Origin of the sequence: Mycobacterium sp. ACS4054, assembly GCF_001667275.1 — a bacterium.
Lineage (GTDB): Bacteria > Actinomycetota > Actinomycetes > Mycobacteriales > Mycobacteriaceae > Mycobacterium.
The window spans coordinates 270,259-287,387 of the sequence record NZ_LZHV01000058.1 but is presented as its reverse complement, the minus strand read 5'-3'; the positions used below and the strand labels follow the sequence as shown (position 1 = coordinate 287,387).

Sequence of the window (17,129 nt, the reverse complement as noted above, 5' to 3'; positions counted from 1 at the left end):
GGGCGGCGGGTTACACCGCTCAGGCTGGCTGGTCCGGCCTCGCGGGCGCGAACACCTCGATGTTGCCGTCGACCTCGCGGACCAGCAAGGGGGGCAACGGCTTTGGGGCGATCGGCAGCTGATGGGTGAGCACCTGCCCGCTTGGCGCGAAGGACGTCGAATGGCAGGGGCAGCGCAGCGTGTCGTCGGGCGCGTCGAACCACAGCCGGCAGCCCTGGTGGGTGCACACCCCGGACACGGCCTGGGGCTTGCCGTCGACGCGGCGGACGAATCCGCTGACCGACCCGAGGTCGAAGGGGTGCATGACCCCGTCGGGCACCTGGGAGCTGGCCGCCACCCGCTGCCAGGTGCCGGCGTTGGGGGTGAGCGGCGCGTTGTCGGCGGCGGGGACCGCGGTGGGCTCACCGGCGAGCACGGCCCGGTCGATGGACACCGCGGTGACCGCGGCGGCCGCGGCGGCCGAGGTGCCGACGATGACCTGCCGGCGGGTGCTGCTGTGTTTCGGCGCCGCTTCAGGCGGGGCGTCGGACAGCTGCTCGGCGAGGCGGCGATGCAGGTCGTCGAGGAATTCCGGGCGCGGGGTCTCGCCGCGACGCCCGGCCGCGCGCAATTCGATCGCCGTGCGCAGCTGCGCCGCCTCGAAATCGTCGGGGGCGAACGGCCTGGGCCGCCGGCCCCGCAGCAGGTCGTCGACGTACCGGCGCAATCCTCGCGCGTTCATGACGGGCCCCCATCGTTGACCTGCGCCGCCAGGCGCAGAGCGCGGTGCTGGAGCACCTTGGCGTTGGCGACGCTGACGCCCAGCCGTGCGGCGGAGTCCTTGATCGAATGACCTTGCAGGAAGCGCAATTCCAGGATCTGCCGGTACCGGTCCGGCAGGTTGTCCAGAACCTGGGCGACACGCTGGGGCGCCGTGCTGATCGCCTCCTCGCTGTCCGGTGGTTGCTCGATGTCGTCGATCGAGGTTATCTCCCGACCCAGGGTCTCCCGCCAATGCGCGGCCAGCACCGTGCGCGCGGTGACCCGCAGGTACGCACGCACCTCGCCGACGCTCGCGGTCAGCCGCAGCGGCCGCAGCGCGGCCAGGAAGACCTCCGCGGTGAGGTCCTCGGCGTCGGCCCGGTTGCCCACCCGGGCGTACAGCGTGCGGTACACCCAGGACGCGTTGTCCTGGTAAACGGCCTCCCAGTCGGGATAGCCGGCGTCAAATCCGCCGTCGGGCACCGCCCGCAGCGGCCGTTTGACGGGTTCGCTTTGTGCCGCCACGTGCCTCCTCCACCCGATGAATATCGAGCCGGGTTACACCGGGTATCACGGTGCGGCGAGTGAGGTTTGTTCACTCAGCAGTTCGTCGAGTTTGGTGGCGGTCGCCGCGAACACCGACTTGGCGATGCCCAGGATGCGGTCACGCACCCGCGGCTTCGCCGACGCCGGGGGCAGCAGGTGACCGATCAGGTGCCCGAACAGGTCCAGGCGCGCCCCGGACATCCAGGCGGTCAGCCCCGGGTCTTCGAGCCAGCGCAGCTGGTTGGCGTAGTCGGCCTGCGCCAGCCGCAGCCAGTCGGTGTCGGTGTCGGGGTGCGGCAACGGCACGCACAGCTCGTTCTTGACCCCGTCGTCGGCGTAGGCGGCCTCGACGTGGGCGATCAACGCGGCGCTGAAGATCTGTTGGCATCCGCGCACGCTCTGCAGTGTGATCCGTCCGTCATCGAAAATTGGTGTGGCGGGCCGCTTTTCGGCCCCGTCCGCGGTGCAGTCGATGTACAACGCGTGCCCGTCGCGGGTGAGGACACCGCCGTCGAGCACCATCCGGTCCTCATCGACGCGCAGCAGGTGGCCCATGCGCACCACGTCGCGAATGCGCTGCAGCTGCTCGAGCTCCAGGCGCGTCACGGTGGCGCAGCGATACATGGTCGGGCGGACCGTCTTGTCGATCCGCAGCAACAGGCCCGCGTCCTCTTGCCGTGCGAACAGGTCCTCGACCGACGTGGCGTCGCGGATGGCCCGCAACTGCGCGGTGAAGCTGTTCTTGATGCCGTCGGCGAACAACGCCCCGGGCTGCATCGTCGCGCGGTCCAGCAGCCACGAGTCGCGGGGCATGATCCAGGTCAGCCGGTCCGGCGCGACGCCTTGGCCGAGCAGCCACAGGCAGGTGTCGATGCCGGTCTTGCCGGCCCCGACGATCACGTAGCGCGGGTGCGGGCCCAGCCTCGGTAGCTCGTTGGGCGGCACGCAGGTGACGCCGTCGGCCACCTCATACGGCGGCGGCCGCATGGCCGGGACCGTCACCCGCATGTAGGTGGCGTCGACGGTGCGGCGCGCGTCGACCGTGTATTCGGCACCGGCGAGCGTGGTGAAGCGGCCGGCGCCGAGGTATTCGCTCATCGGGAAATAGCTGAGCCGCCCGCTGGGCAGCAGCTGCTGGCGCAGCACGTGGTCGTAGTAGGCGCACACCTCGCCGGCGGTTGCCAGCTCGTAAAGCCCTTGGTTCCAGCCGATTTGGTCGATCGAATCGCGGCCCAGCGGCAGCGAGTTGACGCCGTAGAACGCCGAGGGCTGGTGCAGCCGGACGAAGGGGTAGGCCATGGTCCAGTGGCCACCGGGCTGGTGGTGGCGGTCGACCAGCACCACGCGGGCGTCCGTCTCGGTCACTAGCGTGTCGACGAACGCCATGCCCATCGCGCCCGCGCCGACCACCAGGTAGTCCGCCTCGATGGTGTGCATACGCCTGAAGGCTACGCGCGCCCGCGGGCCACCCGTCCTTGCGACGCCCGGCGGCAGTTACTAGGATATCCAAGTATCCGCCTCTCCTGCGCGCACGAACCCGAGGACACCATGACCACACAGATCCCCCACTTCATCGATGGGCAGCGCACCCCCGGCCAGTCCGGCCGCACCGCCGACGTCTTCAACCCCAGCACCGGCGAGGTGCAGGCGCAGGTGCCGATGGCCGGCCAGGCCGACGTCGACGCCGCGGTGGCCTCGGCCGTCGAGGCCCAAAAGGGTTGGGCGGCATGGAATCCGCAGCGTCGCGCCCGGGTGATGATGCGCTTCGTCGAGCTGGTCAACGACCACATGGATGAGCTCGCCGAAATGCTGTCACTCGAGCACGGCAAGACGCTGGCCGACGCCCGGGGCGACGTCCAGCGCGGGATCGAGGTCATCGAATTCGCCATCGGCATCCCCCACCTGCTCAAGGGCGAGTACAGCGAAGGCGCAGGTCCCGGCATCGACGTCTACTCGCTGCGCCAGCCGCTGGGGGTGGTCGCGGGCATCACCCCGTTCAACTTCCCGGCCATGATCCCGCTGTGGAAGGCGGGACCGGCGCTGGCGTGCGGCAACGCGTTCGTGCTCAAGCCCAGCGAGCGCGACCCGTCGGTCCCGGTGCGGCTGGCCGAGCTGTTCTTGGAGGCCGGCCTGCCGCCCGGCGTGTTCCAGGTGGTGCACGGCGACAAGGAGGCCGTCGACGCCATCCTGCACCACCCGGACATCCAGGCGGTGGGCTTCGTCGGCAGCTCCGACATCGCCCAGTACATCTACTCGACGGCCGCGGCCACCGGCAAGCGGGCGCAGTGCTTCGGCGGCGCCAAGAATCACATGGTCGTGATGCCCGACGCCGACCTCGACCAGGCCGTCGACGCGCTGATCGGCGCGGGGTACGGCAGCGCCGGCGAACGCTGCATGGCGATCAGCGTGGCGGTGCCGGTCGGCGAGCAGACTGCGAACCGGCTGCGCGCCAGGCTGATCGACCGGATCAACAACCTGCGCGTCGGCCACAGCCTGGACCCGAAGGCCGACTACGGCCCGCTGGTCACCGAGGCCGCGCTGGCGCGGGTGCGCGACTACATCGGCCAGGGCGTCGACGCGGGCGCCGAGCTGGTGCTCGACGGCCGCGAGCGGGCCAGCGACGACCTCGCGTACGGCGACGCCAGCCTCGAGGGTGGATTCTTCATCGGCCCAACACTTTTCGACCACGTCACCCCCGACATGTCGATCTACACCGACGAGATCTTCGGCCCGGTGCTGTGCATCGTTCGGGCGCACGACTACGAAGAGGCACTGCGGCTGCCCTCGGAGCATGAGTACGGCAACGGCGTCGCGGTGTTCACCCGTGACGGCGACGCCGCCCGCGACTTCGTGTCCCGGGTGCAGGTGGGCATGGTCGGCGTGAACGTCCCGATCCCGGTTCCGGTGGCCTACCACACCTTCGGTGGCTGGAAGCGCTCCGGTTTCGGCGACCTCAACCAGCACGGCCCGGCGTCGATCCAGTTCTACACCAAGGTCAAGACCGTCACGTCGCGGTGGCCGTCCGGCATCAAGGACGGCGCCGAATTCGTGATCCCGACAATGGATTGAGCGCCATGTTCACCTTGAACGACGACGAGCGGGTCATCACCGAGACGGCGGCCGCGTTCGCCGCCAAACGGATCGCCCCGCACGCGCTGGATTGGGATGCGACCAAGCACTTTCCGACCGACGTGCTGCGCGAGTCCGCCGAGCTCGGCATGGCCGCCATCTACTGCCGCGAGGACGTGGGCGGCAGCGGGCTGCGCCGGCTCGACGGTGTCCGCATCTTCGAGCAGCTGGCCATCGCCGACCCGGTCACCGCCGCCTTCCTGTCCATCCACAACATGTGCGCGTGGATGATCGACAGCTTCGGCACCGCCGAACAGCGCAAGGCCTGGGTGCCGCGGCTGGCCGCGATGGACGCCATCGCCAGCTACTGCCTCACCGAGCCGGGCGCCGGGTCGGACGCCAGTGCGTTGAGCACCCGCGCCGTCCGGGAGGGCGGCGACTACGTGCTCGACGGCGTCAAGCAGTTCATCTCCGGCGCCGGCGCATCGGACGTCTACGTCGTGATGGCCAGGACGGGCGGTGACGGCCCGCGCGGCATCTCCGCCTTCGTGATCGAAAAGGGCGCCAAGGGACTGAGTTTCGGCGCGCTCGAGGAGAAGATGGGCTGGCACGCCCAGCCCACCGCGCAGGTGATCCTCGAGGGGGTGCGGGTGCCGGCCGAGGCCATGCTGGGCGGCGCCGACGGCGAGGGCGCGGGCTTCGGCATCGCGATGAACGGCCTCAACGGCGGCCGGCTCAACATCGCGGCCTGCTCGCTGGGCGGCGCGCAATCCGCCTTCGACAAGGCGGGCGCCTACGTGCGCGAACGCGCGGCGTTCGGCAAGTCCCTGCTCGACGAGCCCACCGTCCGGTTCACCCTGGCCGACATGGCCACCGGGCTACAGACGTCGCGAATGATGTTGTGGCGGGCCGCGGATGCGCTGGACAACGACGACCCGGACAAGGTCGAGCTGTGCGCGATGGCCAAGCGCTACGTCACCGACACCTGCTTCGAGGTGGCCGACAAGGCCCTGCAGCTGCACGGCGGCTACGGCTACCTGCGCGAGTACGGTCTCGAGAAGATCGTTCGCGATCTGCGGGTGCACCGCATTCTGGAAGGGACCAACGAGATCATGCGGGTGGTCATCGGCCGCGCCGAGGCCTCGCGAGTGCGCGCGAGCGCGTAGAAGGGCGGGCAGATGACCGAGCACCTGACGGTGGCCTTCCTGGGCCTGGGCCACATGGGCGGCCCGATGGCGACGAACCTGGTCGCGGTCAAGCATGCGGTGCGCGGGTTCGATCCCGTTCCGGCGGCGTTGTCCGCGGCGGTCGAGGCCGGTGTCACCGGATTCGACACCGCCGCCGCCGCGGTGGCCGACGCCGACGTGGTGATCACCATGCTGCCCAACGGCGACATCGTCAAGCGCTGCTACGCCGAGGTGCTGCCCGCCGCGCGACCGGGCGCGCTGTTCATCGACAGCTCGACGATCTCGGTCAACGACGCCCGCGAGGTGCACGCGCTGGCCACCGGGCACGGCATGGCGCAGCTGGACGCGCCCGTCTCCGGCGGGGTGAAGGGCGCGGTCGCCGGCACGCTGGCGTTCATGGTGGGCGGCGACGCCGAAGCCCTGGAGCGCGCCCGGCCGGTGCTGGAACCCATGGCGGGCAAGGTGATTCACTGCGGCGCCGCCGGCGCCGGGCAGGCCGCCAAGGTGTGCAACAACATGGTGCTGGCGGTGCAGCAGATCGCCATCGGCGAGGCGTTCGTCCTGGCCGAGAAGCTCGGGCTGTCCGCGCAGTCATTGTTCGACGTCATCACCGGCGCGACCGGCAACTGCTGGGCCGTGCACACCAACTGCCCGGTGCCCGGCCCGGTGCCGACCTCGCCGGCCAACAACGACTTCAAGCCGGGTTTCGCGACCGCGCTGATGAACAAGGACCTGGGCCTTGCGATGGACGCGGTGACCTCGACGGGCTCCTCGGCGCCGCTGGGCCGCCACGCCGCCGAGATCTACGCCGAGTTCGCGGCGGACCACGCCGACAAGGATTTCAGCGCGGTCATCGAGATGCTGCGCGAAGGCTGAGCCTCAGCGCGCCGAGCGTGAACTCACGGCGGAAAATCGCACGAAAAGCCGCCGTCAGTTCACGTTCGGCGAAGAGACCAGAGCGTGAGCCTCAGAAGTCGCCCGCGTCGCGGCGCAGCGTCTCGATCGACGAAACCAGTGCTCGCGCTTCGCTTTCCGACATCCCGATGTCGGCGAACACCTGCTCGTTGAGCGTCACCGTGGCGTCCTCCACCGTCGAGCGACCGAGATCGGTGATCTGCACCAGCGTGGTGCGCCCGTCGGTGGGGTGCGGCACCCGCTTCACCAGCCCGTCGGCCTCCAGCCGGCGGATCGCGTGGGTCACGCTGGTGACGTGCACCTGCAAGCGGTCGGAGGCCTTGGTGATCGGCAGCGCGCCGGTCCGGCTGAACGCCAGCAGCCGCAGCAGCTCATAGCGGGAGAAGCTCAAGTCGTAGGGGCGCAACGCCGTCTCGACGCGGGCCAGCAGGATCTGGTGGGCGCGCATCACCGACGTCACCGCGACCATGCCCTGCGCCACGTCGGCCCAACCGGAGCGTTCCCAGTTGGCGCGTGCCGCGTCGATCGGGTCACGCTTGTTGGAGGCAGCCACGCCCCTTCATACCGCACTTGGCGCGCGAGCGTGGCCTTTCCCCAGCGCGGACAGCACCGCCATGGTCGACGCCCTGTTGCCCACGGTGATCCGCGCGCCGCCGTCCGGGTAACACCGCACCCGTGGGCCGCCGCCGGCGAAAACCTCATGCCACGGCCCACCCCTCGGGGGCAGGTACATGAAGTTCGCGTGCGCGTCGGTGGTGTAGATCCCCAGCGCACTCATGCGCATGCGCAAGTAGCCGCGTTCGGCGTTGATCAGCCGGACCCGCTGCAGCAGTTGGTCTTCCGCCGCGTACGACGCGGCGACCGCGACCAGGCTGGTGATCGCGGCGCCGAACGGCAGCTGATCGGACCACAGCGCCCGGGCCAGCTCCGGTGACGCCACCCCGTAACCGATTCGCAGCCCCGCCAGGCCGTAGGCCTTGGAGAAGGTCCGCACCACCACCACATTCGGGAACCGAGTGATCAACGCCGACACGGCGATGCGGTGTTCGGGCGCGGTGAACTCGATGTACGCCTCGTCGAGCAGCACGACGGTGTCGCGGGGCACGCGGCGCAAAAACGCCGAGACGGCGTCGGCGGTCTCCAGCGTGCCGGTGGGGTTGTGCGGGCGGCACAGCACCACCACCCGGGCATCGGCGGCGGCGCGGGCCAGCCCGTCGAGGTCGTTGTGGCCGTGCTCGTCCAGGGGCACCGTCCGCGTCGTCAGCCGCGCCATCCGCGCCAGGATCGGGTATCCGTCGAACGTCGGCGTCGACATCACCATCGTGTCGCCCGCAACGGTCAGCGACTGCAGGGCCTGCAATGCGACGCCCGTCGCGCCCGCACCCGGAACCACCGCGTCGGCCGGCACCCCGATGTGGTCGGCGATCAGCGCGCGCAGCCGCTCGGGCAGGAACTCCGGATAGCGGTGCGCCGTCTGCACGGATCGCATCAGCGCCGAGCGGACCTCGGGCAGTGGGGGGAACGGATTCTCGTTGAGCGACAAGGCAAACGGATCCATAGCCTCCGGCAGCGCGTCGCGGAGGTCACCGTCCCACGGGACCGGTGCGGGCTGCATCAGCCTCGCCCGCCCCAGCGCACCGCCGCCGCACCGGCGAAATCGCCGGCATGCGCGAAGGCGGCCATCATCACGACGTCGCCGGCCTGGACCTGACCGTCGGTGATCGCGCGGTCGAAGTTGATCGGGATCCCCGCGCCGAACAGGTTGCCACACTCGTCGAACGTGTCGCGGTGTCTCGACTCGGGCAGCTCGAGCGCCTCGCGCCAGTTGCGCAGGAACACTCGGTTCGGCTGGTTTGTGACCAGGAGATCGATGTCCTTGGCGGGCAGGCCGATCCGGTCGCAGACCGCCAGCGCCACCTCGGGGACCTGCCGGTTGCCGCGGGCCAACACCTTGGTGATCTTGCTTTCGGTGAAGCCGATGCTGCCCTCACCGGACCCGGCCTGCCACCACTTGCGGGGCGGGTCGTACGACAGCGTCATCTCACCGGCGTACTCGCCGTAGGTGCGGCACTCGACGTCGAGGATGGGCGACTGATCGCCGAGGGTCACCAGCCCCACCGCCGCGCCGTCCCCGGGCACCGCGGACTGCGCCTTGCGCCGGATGGTCGGCTGATCGAAGAACTGGCCCGCCGCGTTCTGCGCGATGGCGATCAGCGCGGTGTGTCCGCTGCCGGACTCCAGCAGCTTGCGAGCCACGTTGAGCGCCAACACGAATGCCGCGCAGCCGCCGTTGTTGAGGTCCAGCACCCAGGACGGCCGCATGCCCAACCGGTGTGCGATGCCGCCGCCCTGGCCGTAGAAGGCCATGTCCGGCACCTGGGTGTGGGTGATCAGCACGTCGGCGCCCTCGACCACGTCGTGGCCGTGCCGCTCGATCAGGCCCTGCGCCGCGCGTTCGATCATGTCGATGGAGCTCTCGTCGGGCGCGACGTGGTGCCGGAACTTCGGGGCGCGGAACATGACGCTGTCGCGCAGGTCGTCGGATTCGGCGAACTGCGCGTAGTAGTCGGCTCCGATCGGTTCGCCGGGCAGATACGTGGAAACGTCGATCAGGCTGACGCTCATGTTTGTCACCCCATCCATTTCGGCGTCACCGGCAGGCCGTTGCGGTGCCGGTATTCGGCGATCGCCTTCAGGTTCTGCAGCTCCAGCGCGTGCCCGGCGCCGAACATGTCCCAGAAGTCACCCACCCACACCGGGCGCTGCGCCGGTGCGGTCTCCGGATAGGGGTTGTGGTCGTAGAACGGGTGATGGCAATTGGTCCACAGCACAACCGATCCCGGCTTGTCCAGCACGACCTGCGCGTCGACGACGCGCATCAGGTAGATCATCCACAGGTGCTTGCCCTGGTCCCACGCGCAGTGGTAATCGACGGTCCGCGCCTCGGGATTGGCGACGGTGCGCGTGTAGATCTCGGTCTCCGAACCGAGCCGGTCGTGGGCCAGCCACAGGCCCGGCTCGTCGGTGGGGGTGAAACCGCGCAGGCTGTAGGTCCACTCCTCCAGGCTGCGGGTGTCGGCCATGTACTCGTACAGCTCGTCGGGCGGACAATCGACGTAATCGTTGACCGTGCAGTACTGGCCGAAGACCTGGTCGTGCGGGTACACCGACCGCATCATCTCCATGATGATCGGGGTCGCCTTCTCCCGTGGACTGGTTTCGATGCGGACCACCCCGTCGAGGGGGATGGGGATATCCTCAAGCGCTGGCAACGACATCGTCCCGGTTCTCCTTTGCGGTCGAAAGCTGTTCTGCGAGAGCCGCGTTGCTCGGCAGCGCGGCGAGAAATGGAGCGAACGGCGGGATTTCGTCGGCTGCGCACTCGACGCTGACCACCGCCGGGCCCTCGACGTCCAGCGCCACCCGAAGCGCCGCGGCGAATTGGGCGGATTCGCTGACGTCGACCGATGTCAGCCCCGGGAACATGGCCGCCAGGCCCGAGCCCAGCGTGCTCGGCCGGAACCGGTTGTAGCTGTACCGGTCCTGGTAGAACAGCTGCTCGCGGGTCACGCACATGGCGTGGGCGTTGTTGTTGAACAAGACGAACGTCACCGGGAGGCGGTATTGCACTGCGGTGTGCACCTCGAGGCCGTGCATGAAGAACGCGCCGTCCCCGGCGATCACGACGGTGCGCCCGCCGGGCCGGCCGCCGCTGGCCCGCCCGAACGCCATCCCGATGCCCGCCCCGAAGCTGTAGCCCATGCCGCCCATGCCGAGCGCGGCCACGAACCGGCCACCGCGCCGCGCGGGCAGGTAGTGGATGGCGGCCGCGCCGGTGTTGCCGGCATCGACCACGATGTCGGCGCCGTCTGGCAGGGCGCGGTCCAGGACCCCCATGGCGTCGCGGTACCGCACGCCCGGCCCGGGGCAGGCCGGGGGCGTCAGCTCGGTGCGGCGCACCACATCCGGCACGCGCAGGCCGTTCGGGCGGCCGTGCCCGCGCAGGGCCTGGGTCAGCAGGCGCAGCGAGCCGCGCAGGTCGTCGGTGTGCACGTGGAGACAGCTCGGGTAAGGCCGCGCCGACCCGATCGACAGCGTCCGCACCGCCGCCAGCGCGTCGTCCAGGCCGCCGCGCGCGGTGACCGCGAGCCGGGTGCCGACGATCAGGCACACGGAGCTGGCGGCCACCGCTTCGGCCACGCTCGGGTGGCCCATCACGCCGGTCACGCCGAGCGCCGACGACGACCCGAAGCCCGGCGTGCCGGCGACGTCCTTGGCGTCGGGCACGGTGGCCACCCGCGCGCGCAGCACCGCGCGCAGCTGCTCGAGCTCGGCCCGCGCGTCGTCGCGGGCCACCTGCTCGCCGGCGATGATCGTCACCTGACCGGTCGCGCGGCGCAGTTCCTGCGCGATGGGATGCGGGTTGCCGATCGGCGCGCCGAAGTTCCCCGCGTGCCCGTCGGGGCCGTCGGCGGCGATGCCCGCCTGCTGAATGTCCTTGGGCAGCAACAACACCGCCGGGCCGCCCGTGCGCGCGGCGGCGACGGCCCGGGGTAACGCGGACACGATGTCGGCCGGCGCGAGCACCCGCTCGCACGACACCGACACCGCCGAGAACAACGCGCGGGCGTCCAGCGAACCGTTGCGGCCGCTGGTGTCCTGGAAGCTGCCCCGACCGTCCATCGTGGTGGCGGGCTGGCCGACCAGGGCCAGCACCGGGACCCGGCTGGCGAACGACTCCCCCAGCCCGGCGATCAGGTTCAGCGCTCCGCCACCCGAGGTCGCCGCCACCACGCCGAGCCCGGCGCCGCTGCGGCTGTAGCCGTCGGCCATGGTGGCCGCCGAGAACTCGTGCTTGGCCAGCACCGCGGTGACCTCGGGGCGGAAGTGCGCCGCGTCGTACAGGTCCTCGATGTTGGCGCCATCGACACCGAAGACGTGATCCACCCCGAGTGCGGCGAGGTGCCCGACGATGTGGTCGACCACCCGGTAGTTGCCGGACATGCCTTCAGACACGAGCCGGGCCCGCGATCGGTTCACCCCGGCGGTTTGAACCGTTTGCCGGCGGCCCTCGTGGTGTCTAAATGGCCATCGAACTGCGCAACGTGGTTCGCGAGTACCGGGTGGGCGGTCAGACGGTCCGCGCGCTCGACGGGATCAGCCTGCGGCTCGACGGCGGTCAGTTCGTGTCGGTCGTCGGCCCCTCCGGGGCGGGCAAGAGCACGCTGCTGCACCTGCTCGGCGCGCTGGACAGCCCCGATTCCGGCTCGATCACCTTCGACGGCGAGGAGATCGGGCGCCTGGGCGACGAGCAGCAGTCGGAGTTCCGCCACCACCGGGTGGGTTTCATCTTCCAGTTCTTCAACCTGCTGCCGACGCTTTCGGCCTGGGAGAACGTGGCGGTGCCGAAGCTGCTCGACGGCGTCCGGCTGGGCCGCGCCAAAGCGGACGCGGTGCGGTTGCTGGACCGCGTCGGGCTAGGCGACCGGACCGAGCACCGGCCGGCGGAGCTGTCCGGTGGTCAGATGCAGCGGGTCGCGGTGGCGCGCGCGTTGATGATGGATCCGCCGCTGATCCTCGCCGACGAGCCCACCGGCAACCTGGACTCGGCGACGGGCGCCTCGATCCTTGCGCTGCTCGCCGAGGTGGCGCACGAGGACGGCCGGGGCCGGCTGGTGGTGATGGTGACCCACAATTCGGACGCCGCCGCTTCGACCGACCGGGTGATCACGTTGCAGGACGGGCGGGTCGGGTCCGACGTACCGGCGGTCCCTGCGTGAGGATCGGTGCGGCGGCGAGCCGACTGCGCGTGTTCAGCCTGCGTGAGCTCGCCGTCCATCGTCGCCGCACGCTCGCGTCGATCGCCGTGATGGCCGTCTCCGCAACGTATCTGGTCGCGATCTTCGGCATCTTCGGGTCCATCACCGGATCGGTCAACCGGCTGGCCGACGGGATCGCCGGCGTGGCCGCGCTGGAGGTGTCGGGCATCACCGACGCCGGGTTCCCCGACGCCGTACTGGCCGACGTGGCCGCGGTCCCCGGCGTCGCGACCGCCGCGCCGATGATCAGGACGTCGGCCGCCACGGCGACGGGACCGGTGCTGCTGCTCGGCGCGGATGCCAGCACCGCCGCGTTGGGCGGCGCGCTCAAGGACGCGGTCGCTCGTCCGGTGCAGGAGCTGTCCGCCACGCCCAACGGCGTCCAGGTGGGGCCGCGGGTCGGCTACGCGAAGGGCCAGACGCTGGAGTTGGGCTCGGGTTCGGTCACCGTCACCGAGGTGCTGGCGGGCAAGCAGTTCGCGGACCTCAACGGCGGGCACTACGTCCTCGCGCCACTTACGTTGGCGCAGAACGTGACCGGGCGCGCCGGTCAACTCGACTCGATACTGATCACCACCAAGCCGGGTGCCGATCTGGGCGCCGTCCGCGCCGCGGTCACCGCCGCGGTGAACGGCCGCGCCCTGGTCGCCGCGCCCAGCGTGCGGGCCGCCCGGGCCGGCGACGGGGTCAGGCTGATGAACTACATGGCGCTGCTGGGTGCCGCCGTCGCGCTGGTGGTCGGCGCGTTTTTGATCTACACCACGATGACGATGGCGATCACCCAGCGCCGGCCGGTCATCTCGATGCTGCGCGCGATCGGCGGCCGGCGCGTCACCATCGTCGGCGACATGCTCGGCGAGGCGGCGATCCTCGGGCTCATCGGCGGGGCCATCGGTTCTGGCATCGGCATCCTCGCGGGCCACCTCGCGATCGGCCGGCTGCCCCCGGCGATGACCCAGGGGCTCGAGGCCCGCGTCGAGTACGGGCTGCCCGGCTACGCCATCCCGATGGCCCTGGCGGCGACGGCGATCACCAGCGTGGTCGCGTCGGCGATGGCGGCGCGACAGGTGTACAAGGTGGCCCCGATCGAGGCCCTGGCGCCCGTCGGGGCGTCGGCGGCGGACGTGGTGCCGCGGTGGTTGCGGGTCGCCGCCGGGGCGGGCGCGGTCGCCGTGGCCGCGGTGTCGATCTGGGCCGTGATCGGCCAGCACGGCACGCTGGCCTTCGCCGCGATGGCCGCGCTGCTCAGCGCCGAGATCGCGCTCGGCTTCGCGCTCACCGCACCCATCGTCGCCGCCACGGCCGCAACGGCTCGCCTGTTCGGATCGTTCGGCGCGCTCGCGGCGGCCACCGTCGAACGCGCGCCGCGGCGCGTGTGGGCCACCGTGATGACGGTGCTCATCGGCGTGGTCACCACCGTGGTGATCACCGGCACCAACGCCGACATGATCCGCTCGGCCCGCGCCCTGTCGGCCCCCGCCGCCGGCGTCGACGTGTGGGTGAGCGCGGACGCCCCCGACAGCTACCCCACCGACGCACTGCCGCAAGGCCTTTCGGAGAAGGTGGCTGCCCTGCCCGGGGTGGGGCGGGTCACCGAGGGGGCATTCGGGTTCGCCGTCGTCGGCGGAACCCGCGTCCTGCTCGACGGCTTCGCCGACGGAACCCACGATTCGCTGTTCCGCGCGCTCGACGAACGGCTGCGCGACGACGTGCTCGCCGGCCGCGGCGTGGTGCTCACGCAGAACCTCGGCAGTGCCCTGCACGTCCGCGCCGGCGATCGGCTGCAGCTGCAGACGCCGCACGGTCCACGGCAGGCCCAGGTGCTGGCGCTGGTGCCGTTCTTCTCGACCGTGATCGGCACGGTCGGAATGGATCTCGAGCACCTGCGGGCGTGGTTCGATCGCCCGGCGGCGACCAACCTGCAGATCACCGCGGCGCCGGGCGCCGATCCGAGGCGCCTGCGGGCCGAGGTCCGCCGGGTGGTGCCGGCCCCGAACCACGTGTACGACGGCCGCGCCGCGCTGGCGGGACTGGAAGCGCCGCTGCACCAGAGCATGTTCATCGCCAACGCGGTCTGGGTCATCGTCGTGGCCGTGGCCGGCGTCGCGCTGCTCAACACGCTGACGCTGTCGGTGACCGAGCGCCGCCGCGAGATCGGCGTGCTGCGGGCCATGGGGTCCAGCCGCCGGTTCACCCTGCGGACCGTCCTGGCCGAGGCGGCCGGAATCGGTTTCGTCGGTGGGGTTTTGGGGCTGCTGTTCGGCCTGACCGACCAGTGGCTGTTCAGCCTCATCAGCGGGGACATCATGAATTTCCGGGTCGGCTTCCGCCTGAGCCCGATGGCCCTGGCGTTCACCGCGGGGGCGCTGGTGATCTGCCTGCTCGGCTCGGTGCCGCCCGCGCGGCGCGCGGCGCGACTGAACATCATCGAGGCCGTCAGCGTGGAGTGAGGGTGGCGAACCCCTGCAGATGGGGCTTGCACGGGAACGGGACCGGGGTGCGCGGGATGGTGCGCAGCGCCGTGGTGTCGAACCCCGCCGCGGCGATGGATTCCAGGGTCCGCCGATTCGGCTCGCACCCGGCGGCCACCCACGACCACGGCTTGGCGACCAAATCCTGGAACCGGCCCGTCGCGCCCTCGCCCCGCACATGCTCGAGGACGACCAGCCTGCCGCCCGGGGTGAGCACCCTGCGGATCTCGGCGAGGGTGGCGGGCACGTCGTCGACCGAACATAACACGAGCCCGATATGCACGGAGTCGAAGCTGTTGTCGCCGAACGGAATCGACTCGCCCGCGCCCTCGACGATGTCGACGGCGATGCCGTGCCGAGCGGCCAGCCGGGCCGCCATCCGGCGGAACGGCGCCACCGGCTCCACGGCGGCCACCGACGTCACCGCGGCGGGCAGGAACCTCAAATCGGTGCCCGGCCCCAGGCCGAGCATCAGCAGCCGACCGACGGCGTTGCTGAGCGCCGCCCGGCGGTACCGGTGGTAGAACAGCCGGTCGAAGACCGGCTGGCCGAACCGATACACGTACGGGAACAGCGGATTGCGGCGGGTCACCGGGCACCCAAATCCATTCGGAACGGCGGGTATTCGTCGCGCATCAGGGACACGTACACGGCCACCCGGTAGCGCCAGCGCACGATGCCCAGCAGCAGGTCGAACATCCCCGGCGGAATGGTCGCGGTGCACAACAACGACATCGCGGCGATCACGCACAGCAGCTGCAGCAGCGGCTCCATCGACCAGCAGAGCAGTATCTGCGGAATGGCCAGCAGCCACTTCACCAGCACGGCCCAATTGCGCAGCCGCTCCGGATAATCGACCTGCAGGTCGCCCGGATAGTCCGGGCGCGACGCGAGCGTGAACGGCGGATACCGGTCCGTGCTGTTCATCGGGAACCGGAAGTTCATCACCCGCCAGGACCAGCGCAGCACGCCGACGTTGAAGTCGAACAGGGGCCGCGGGTACCGCCCGGTGAACAGGATGGCGACGCCGGCGACGACGGTCGACAGCGGAAAGACCAGGTAGAGCCCGATCAGGATCGGGTAGTGCGGGACCGCCAGCACGCACCATTTCACCAGCCAGAGCCAGCGCGAGGGCGCATCGAAATCGCCTCGCACCCTGACGGATTCGTCGTTCATGGGCTGGATCGGCTGGTCGTCGCTGCCCCCATTTCTCGGTCGATCTCTGCGGACATCCTACGGTGGCTCGTCCAGCGCAGGAACATCGTCAGCGCGGCGGCCTGCAGCCGGTCGGGGATCAGTGCGGCCGGGCGCAGCACGACCTCCCCGTGCGAGACCGGCAGCGACGCCACCCGGGACACGGCCATCACCCTGTGCCTGCGCGTCCTCTCGTACCGGCGCAGCGCTTTCGGCACCTCGTCGTTCGTCGCGACGTCGGCCAGCGCCTTGCACAGCACCATGGTGTCCAGCAGCGCCTGGTTGGTGCCCTGCGCCAGGGTGGGCGGCATCGTGTGTGCGGCGTCGCCGAGCAACGTCACCGGGCCGCGGCCCACCGGCGGTATGGGATGGCGGAAGTGTGGATACGGCGAGTGCGCCAGGTCGTCGTCGGTCAGGGCCGCCAGCACGCGGTCGACGGCGTCGGACCAGCCGGTGAAATGGGACCGGATCTCCTCGATCGGGCGCGGCGGCCGCACGAAGCCGTAGGCCCACGGCAGGTCGAACCACCACTGCACGTCGGTGCCCCCGGCCGGCCACAGGCCGAGGTTTCCCCGCTCGCCGATGACCATCAGCGCGGTGCCCTTGTCCGGGACGTCCGCGAGCGTTGTCAGCCCCTGCCAGCTGCACCAGCCGGTGGGCTGGGCCTGCCGACCGCCGACGCGGTCGCGGACCATCGAGTGCAGGCCGTCGGCGCCGATCAGCAGGTCCCCCTCGACCGCGCGGCCGTCGGCGAACTCGACCCGCACGCCGTCACGGGTGTCCTCGAACGCAATCGCGCGGGAGCCGCATCGGATGCGGTCGCACGGGAAGCCGTCCAGCAACCGTTCCAGCAGGACCCGGCGCGGCACCATCCGCACGGGCGCGCCCAGCCGGTCCGCCATCACCGACACGTCGAGCGTGGCGAGCGGACGGCCCGTGCGGGTGACGGCCCGCACGGTGGACAGCAGCTGACCGGCCCCGTCCATGTCGACGCCCAGCTGCCGGAGCACCGTGTCGCCGTTGGACCAGATCGTCACCGCGCCGCCGGGGGCCCGCAGCTCGGGTCGACGCTCGTAGACGGTGACGTCATGCCCGTCGCGCAACAGTCCGCGGGCGACCGAGATGCCCCCGACGCCCGCGCCCACCACCAGCGCCCGAAGCGGACGCCGGTGGCCAGTCACGTCAGC

15 protein-coding genes and 1 pseudogene are annotated in these 17,129 nt (G+C 70.8%); 5 read left to right on the top strand and 11 right to left on the bottom strand.

Annotated features, from left to right (window positions below):
• Nucleotides 1–19: 19 nt before the first annotated feature.
• The 3 genes from A5730_RS17855 to A5730_RS17845 are packed head-to-tail and all read right to left on the bottom strand — an operon-like array spanning nucleotide 20 to nucleotide 2,724.
• Nucleotides 20–721 (bottom strand): Rieske (2Fe-2S) protein, encoded by a 702-nt coding sequence (locus tag A5730_RS17855; RefSeq protein ID WP_067903068.1) that lies wholly within the window; start codon nucleotides 719–721, stop codon nucleotides 20–22.
• The gene (locus tag A5730_RS17850; RefSeq protein ID WP_067903065.1) at nucleotides 718–1,266 is read right to left on the bottom strand and encodes an RNA polymerase sigma factor; all 549 of its coding nucleotides are present in this window, start codon (nucleotides 1,264–1,266) and stop codon (nucleotides 718–720) included. The genes A5730_RS17855 and A5730_RS17850 overlap by 4 nt, the downstream gene beginning before the upstream one ends.
• A 45-nt stretch (nucleotides 1,267–1,311) precedes the next feature.
• Entirely contained in the window at nucleotides 1,312–2,724 is a 1,413-nt protein-coding gene (locus tag A5730_RS17845; RefSeq protein ID WP_067903062.1) for an FAD/NAD(P)-binding protein, read from the bottom strand.
• Nucleotides 2,725–2,835: 111 nt separating this feature from the next.
• Between A5730_RS17845 and A5730_RS17840 the strand changes: the two genes are divergently transcribed.
• The 3 genes from A5730_RS17840 to mmsB are packed head-to-tail and all read left to right on the top strand — an operon-like array spanning nucleotide 2,836 to nucleotide 6,419.
• Nucleotides 2,836–4,356, top strand: a complete 1,521-nt coding sequence (locus A5730_RS17840) for a CoA-acylating methylmalonate-semialdehyde dehydrogenase (protein ID WP_067903059.1) — start codon at nucleotides 2,836–2,838, stop codon at nucleotides 4,354–4,356.
• Nucleotides 4,357–4,361: 5 nt separating this feature from the next.
• Nucleotides 4,362–5,522 carry an isobutyryl-CoA dehydrogenase gene (locus tag A5730_RS17835; RefSeq protein ID WP_055405467.1) on the top strand — a complete coding sequence of 387 codons (1,161 nt, stop codon included), beginning with the start codon at nucleotides 4,362–4,364 and terminating at the stop codon, nucleotides 5,520–5,522.
• Nucleotides 5,523–5,534: 12 nt separating this feature from the next.
• Nucleotides 5,535–6,419, top strand: a complete 885-nt coding sequence (gene mmsB, locus A5730_RS17830) for a 3-hydroxyisobutyrate dehydrogenase (protein WP_067903056.1) — start codon at nucleotides 5,535–5,537, stop codon at nucleotides 6,417–6,419.
• Nucleotides 6,420–6,510: 91 nt separating this feature from the next.
• On the opposite strand, the gene A5730_RS17825 is transcribed toward mmsB, so the two are convergent.
• The 5 genes and pseudogenes from A5730_RS17825 to A5730_RS17805 form a co-directional block, all read right to left on the bottom strand.
• Nucleotides 6,511–7,011 (bottom strand): MarR family transcriptional regulator, encoded by a 501-nt coding sequence (locus tag A5730_RS17825; protein WP_055405659.1) that lies wholly within the window; start codon nucleotides 7,009–7,011, stop codon nucleotides 6,511–6,513.
• A pseudogene (locus tag A5730_RS17820) lies at nucleotides 6,915–8,073 on the bottom strand (histidinol-phosphate transaminase). The gene A5730_RS17825 and the pseudogene A5730_RS17820 overlap by 97 nt, the downstream one beginning before the upstream one ends.
• The gene (locus tag A5730_RS17815) at nucleotides 8,073–9,083 is read right to left on the bottom strand and encodes a 3-oxoacyl-ACP synthase III family protein (protein ID WP_067903188.1); all 1,011 of its coding nucleotides are present in this window, start codon (nucleotides 9,081–9,083) and stop codon (nucleotides 8,073–8,075) included. The pseudogene A5730_RS17820 and the gene A5730_RS17815 overlap by 1 nt, the downstream one beginning before the upstream one ends.
• 5 nt (nucleotides 9,084–9,088) lie before the next feature.
• Entirely contained in the window at nucleotides 9,089–9,736 is a 648-nt protein-coding gene (locus A5730_RS17810; RefSeq protein WP_067903048.1) for a hypothetical protein, read from the bottom strand.
• Nucleotides 9,717–11,462: a thiamine pyrophosphate-binding protein gene (locus tag A5730_RS17805; protein WP_067903045.1), complete on the bottom strand. Its 1,746-nt coding sequence runs from the start codon at nucleotides 11,460–11,462 to the stop codon at nucleotides 9,717–9,719. The genes A5730_RS17810 and A5730_RS17805 overlap by 20 nt, the downstream gene beginning before the upstream one ends.
• A gap of 80 nt (nucleotides 11,463–11,542) precedes the next feature.
• On the opposite strand from A5730_RS17805, the gene A5730_RS17800 reads away from it, so the two are divergent.
• Together A5730_RS17800 and A5730_RS17795 are read left to right on the top strand one after the other, a co-directional pair.
• On the top strand, nucleotides 11,543–12,238 hold the full coding sequence (locus A5730_RS17800; RefSeq protein ID WP_067903043.1) for an ABC transporter ATP-binding protein: 696 nt from the start codon (nucleotides 11,543–11,545) through the stop codon (nucleotides 12,236–12,238).
• A gap of 89 nt (nucleotides 12,239–12,327) precedes the next feature.
• Nucleotides 12,328–14,727 carry an ABC transporter permease gene (locus tag A5730_RS17795; RefSeq protein ID WP_231994712.1) on the top strand — a complete coding sequence of 800 codons (2,400 nt, stop codon included), beginning with the start codon at nucleotides 12,328–12,330 and terminating at the stop codon, nucleotides 14,725–14,727.
• On the opposite strand, the gene A5730_RS17790 is transcribed toward A5730_RS17795, so the two are convergent.
• Genes A5730_RS17790 through A5730_RS17780 form a run of 3 tightly spaced genes read right to left on the bottom strand, consistent with a single transcriptional unit; the run spans nucleotide 14,714 to nucleotide 17,123 of the window.
• Complete coding sequence (locus tag A5730_RS17790) at nucleotides 14,714–15,340, bottom strand: class I SAM-dependent methyltransferase (RefSeq protein WP_067903037.1); 627 nt, start codon at nucleotides 15,338–15,340, stop codon at nucleotides 14,714–14,716. The two genes, A5730_RS17795 and A5730_RS17790, sit on opposite strands and share 14 nt — an antisense overlap.
• Nucleotides 15,337–15,903, bottom strand: a complete 567-nt coding sequence (locus A5730_RS17785) for a DUF4389 domain-containing protein (protein ID WP_067903185.1) — start codon at nucleotides 15,901–15,903, stop codon at nucleotides 15,337–15,339. The genes A5730_RS17790 and A5730_RS17785 overlap by 4 nt, the downstream gene beginning before the upstream one ends.
• A gap of 17 nt (nucleotides 15,904–15,920) precedes the next feature.
• Entirely contained in the window at nucleotides 15,921–17,123 is a 1,203-nt protein-coding gene (locus A5730_RS17780; RefSeq protein WP_067903034.1) for an NAD(P)/FAD-dependent oxidoreductase, read from the bottom strand.
• Nucleotides 17,124–17,129: the final 6 nt, after the last annotated feature.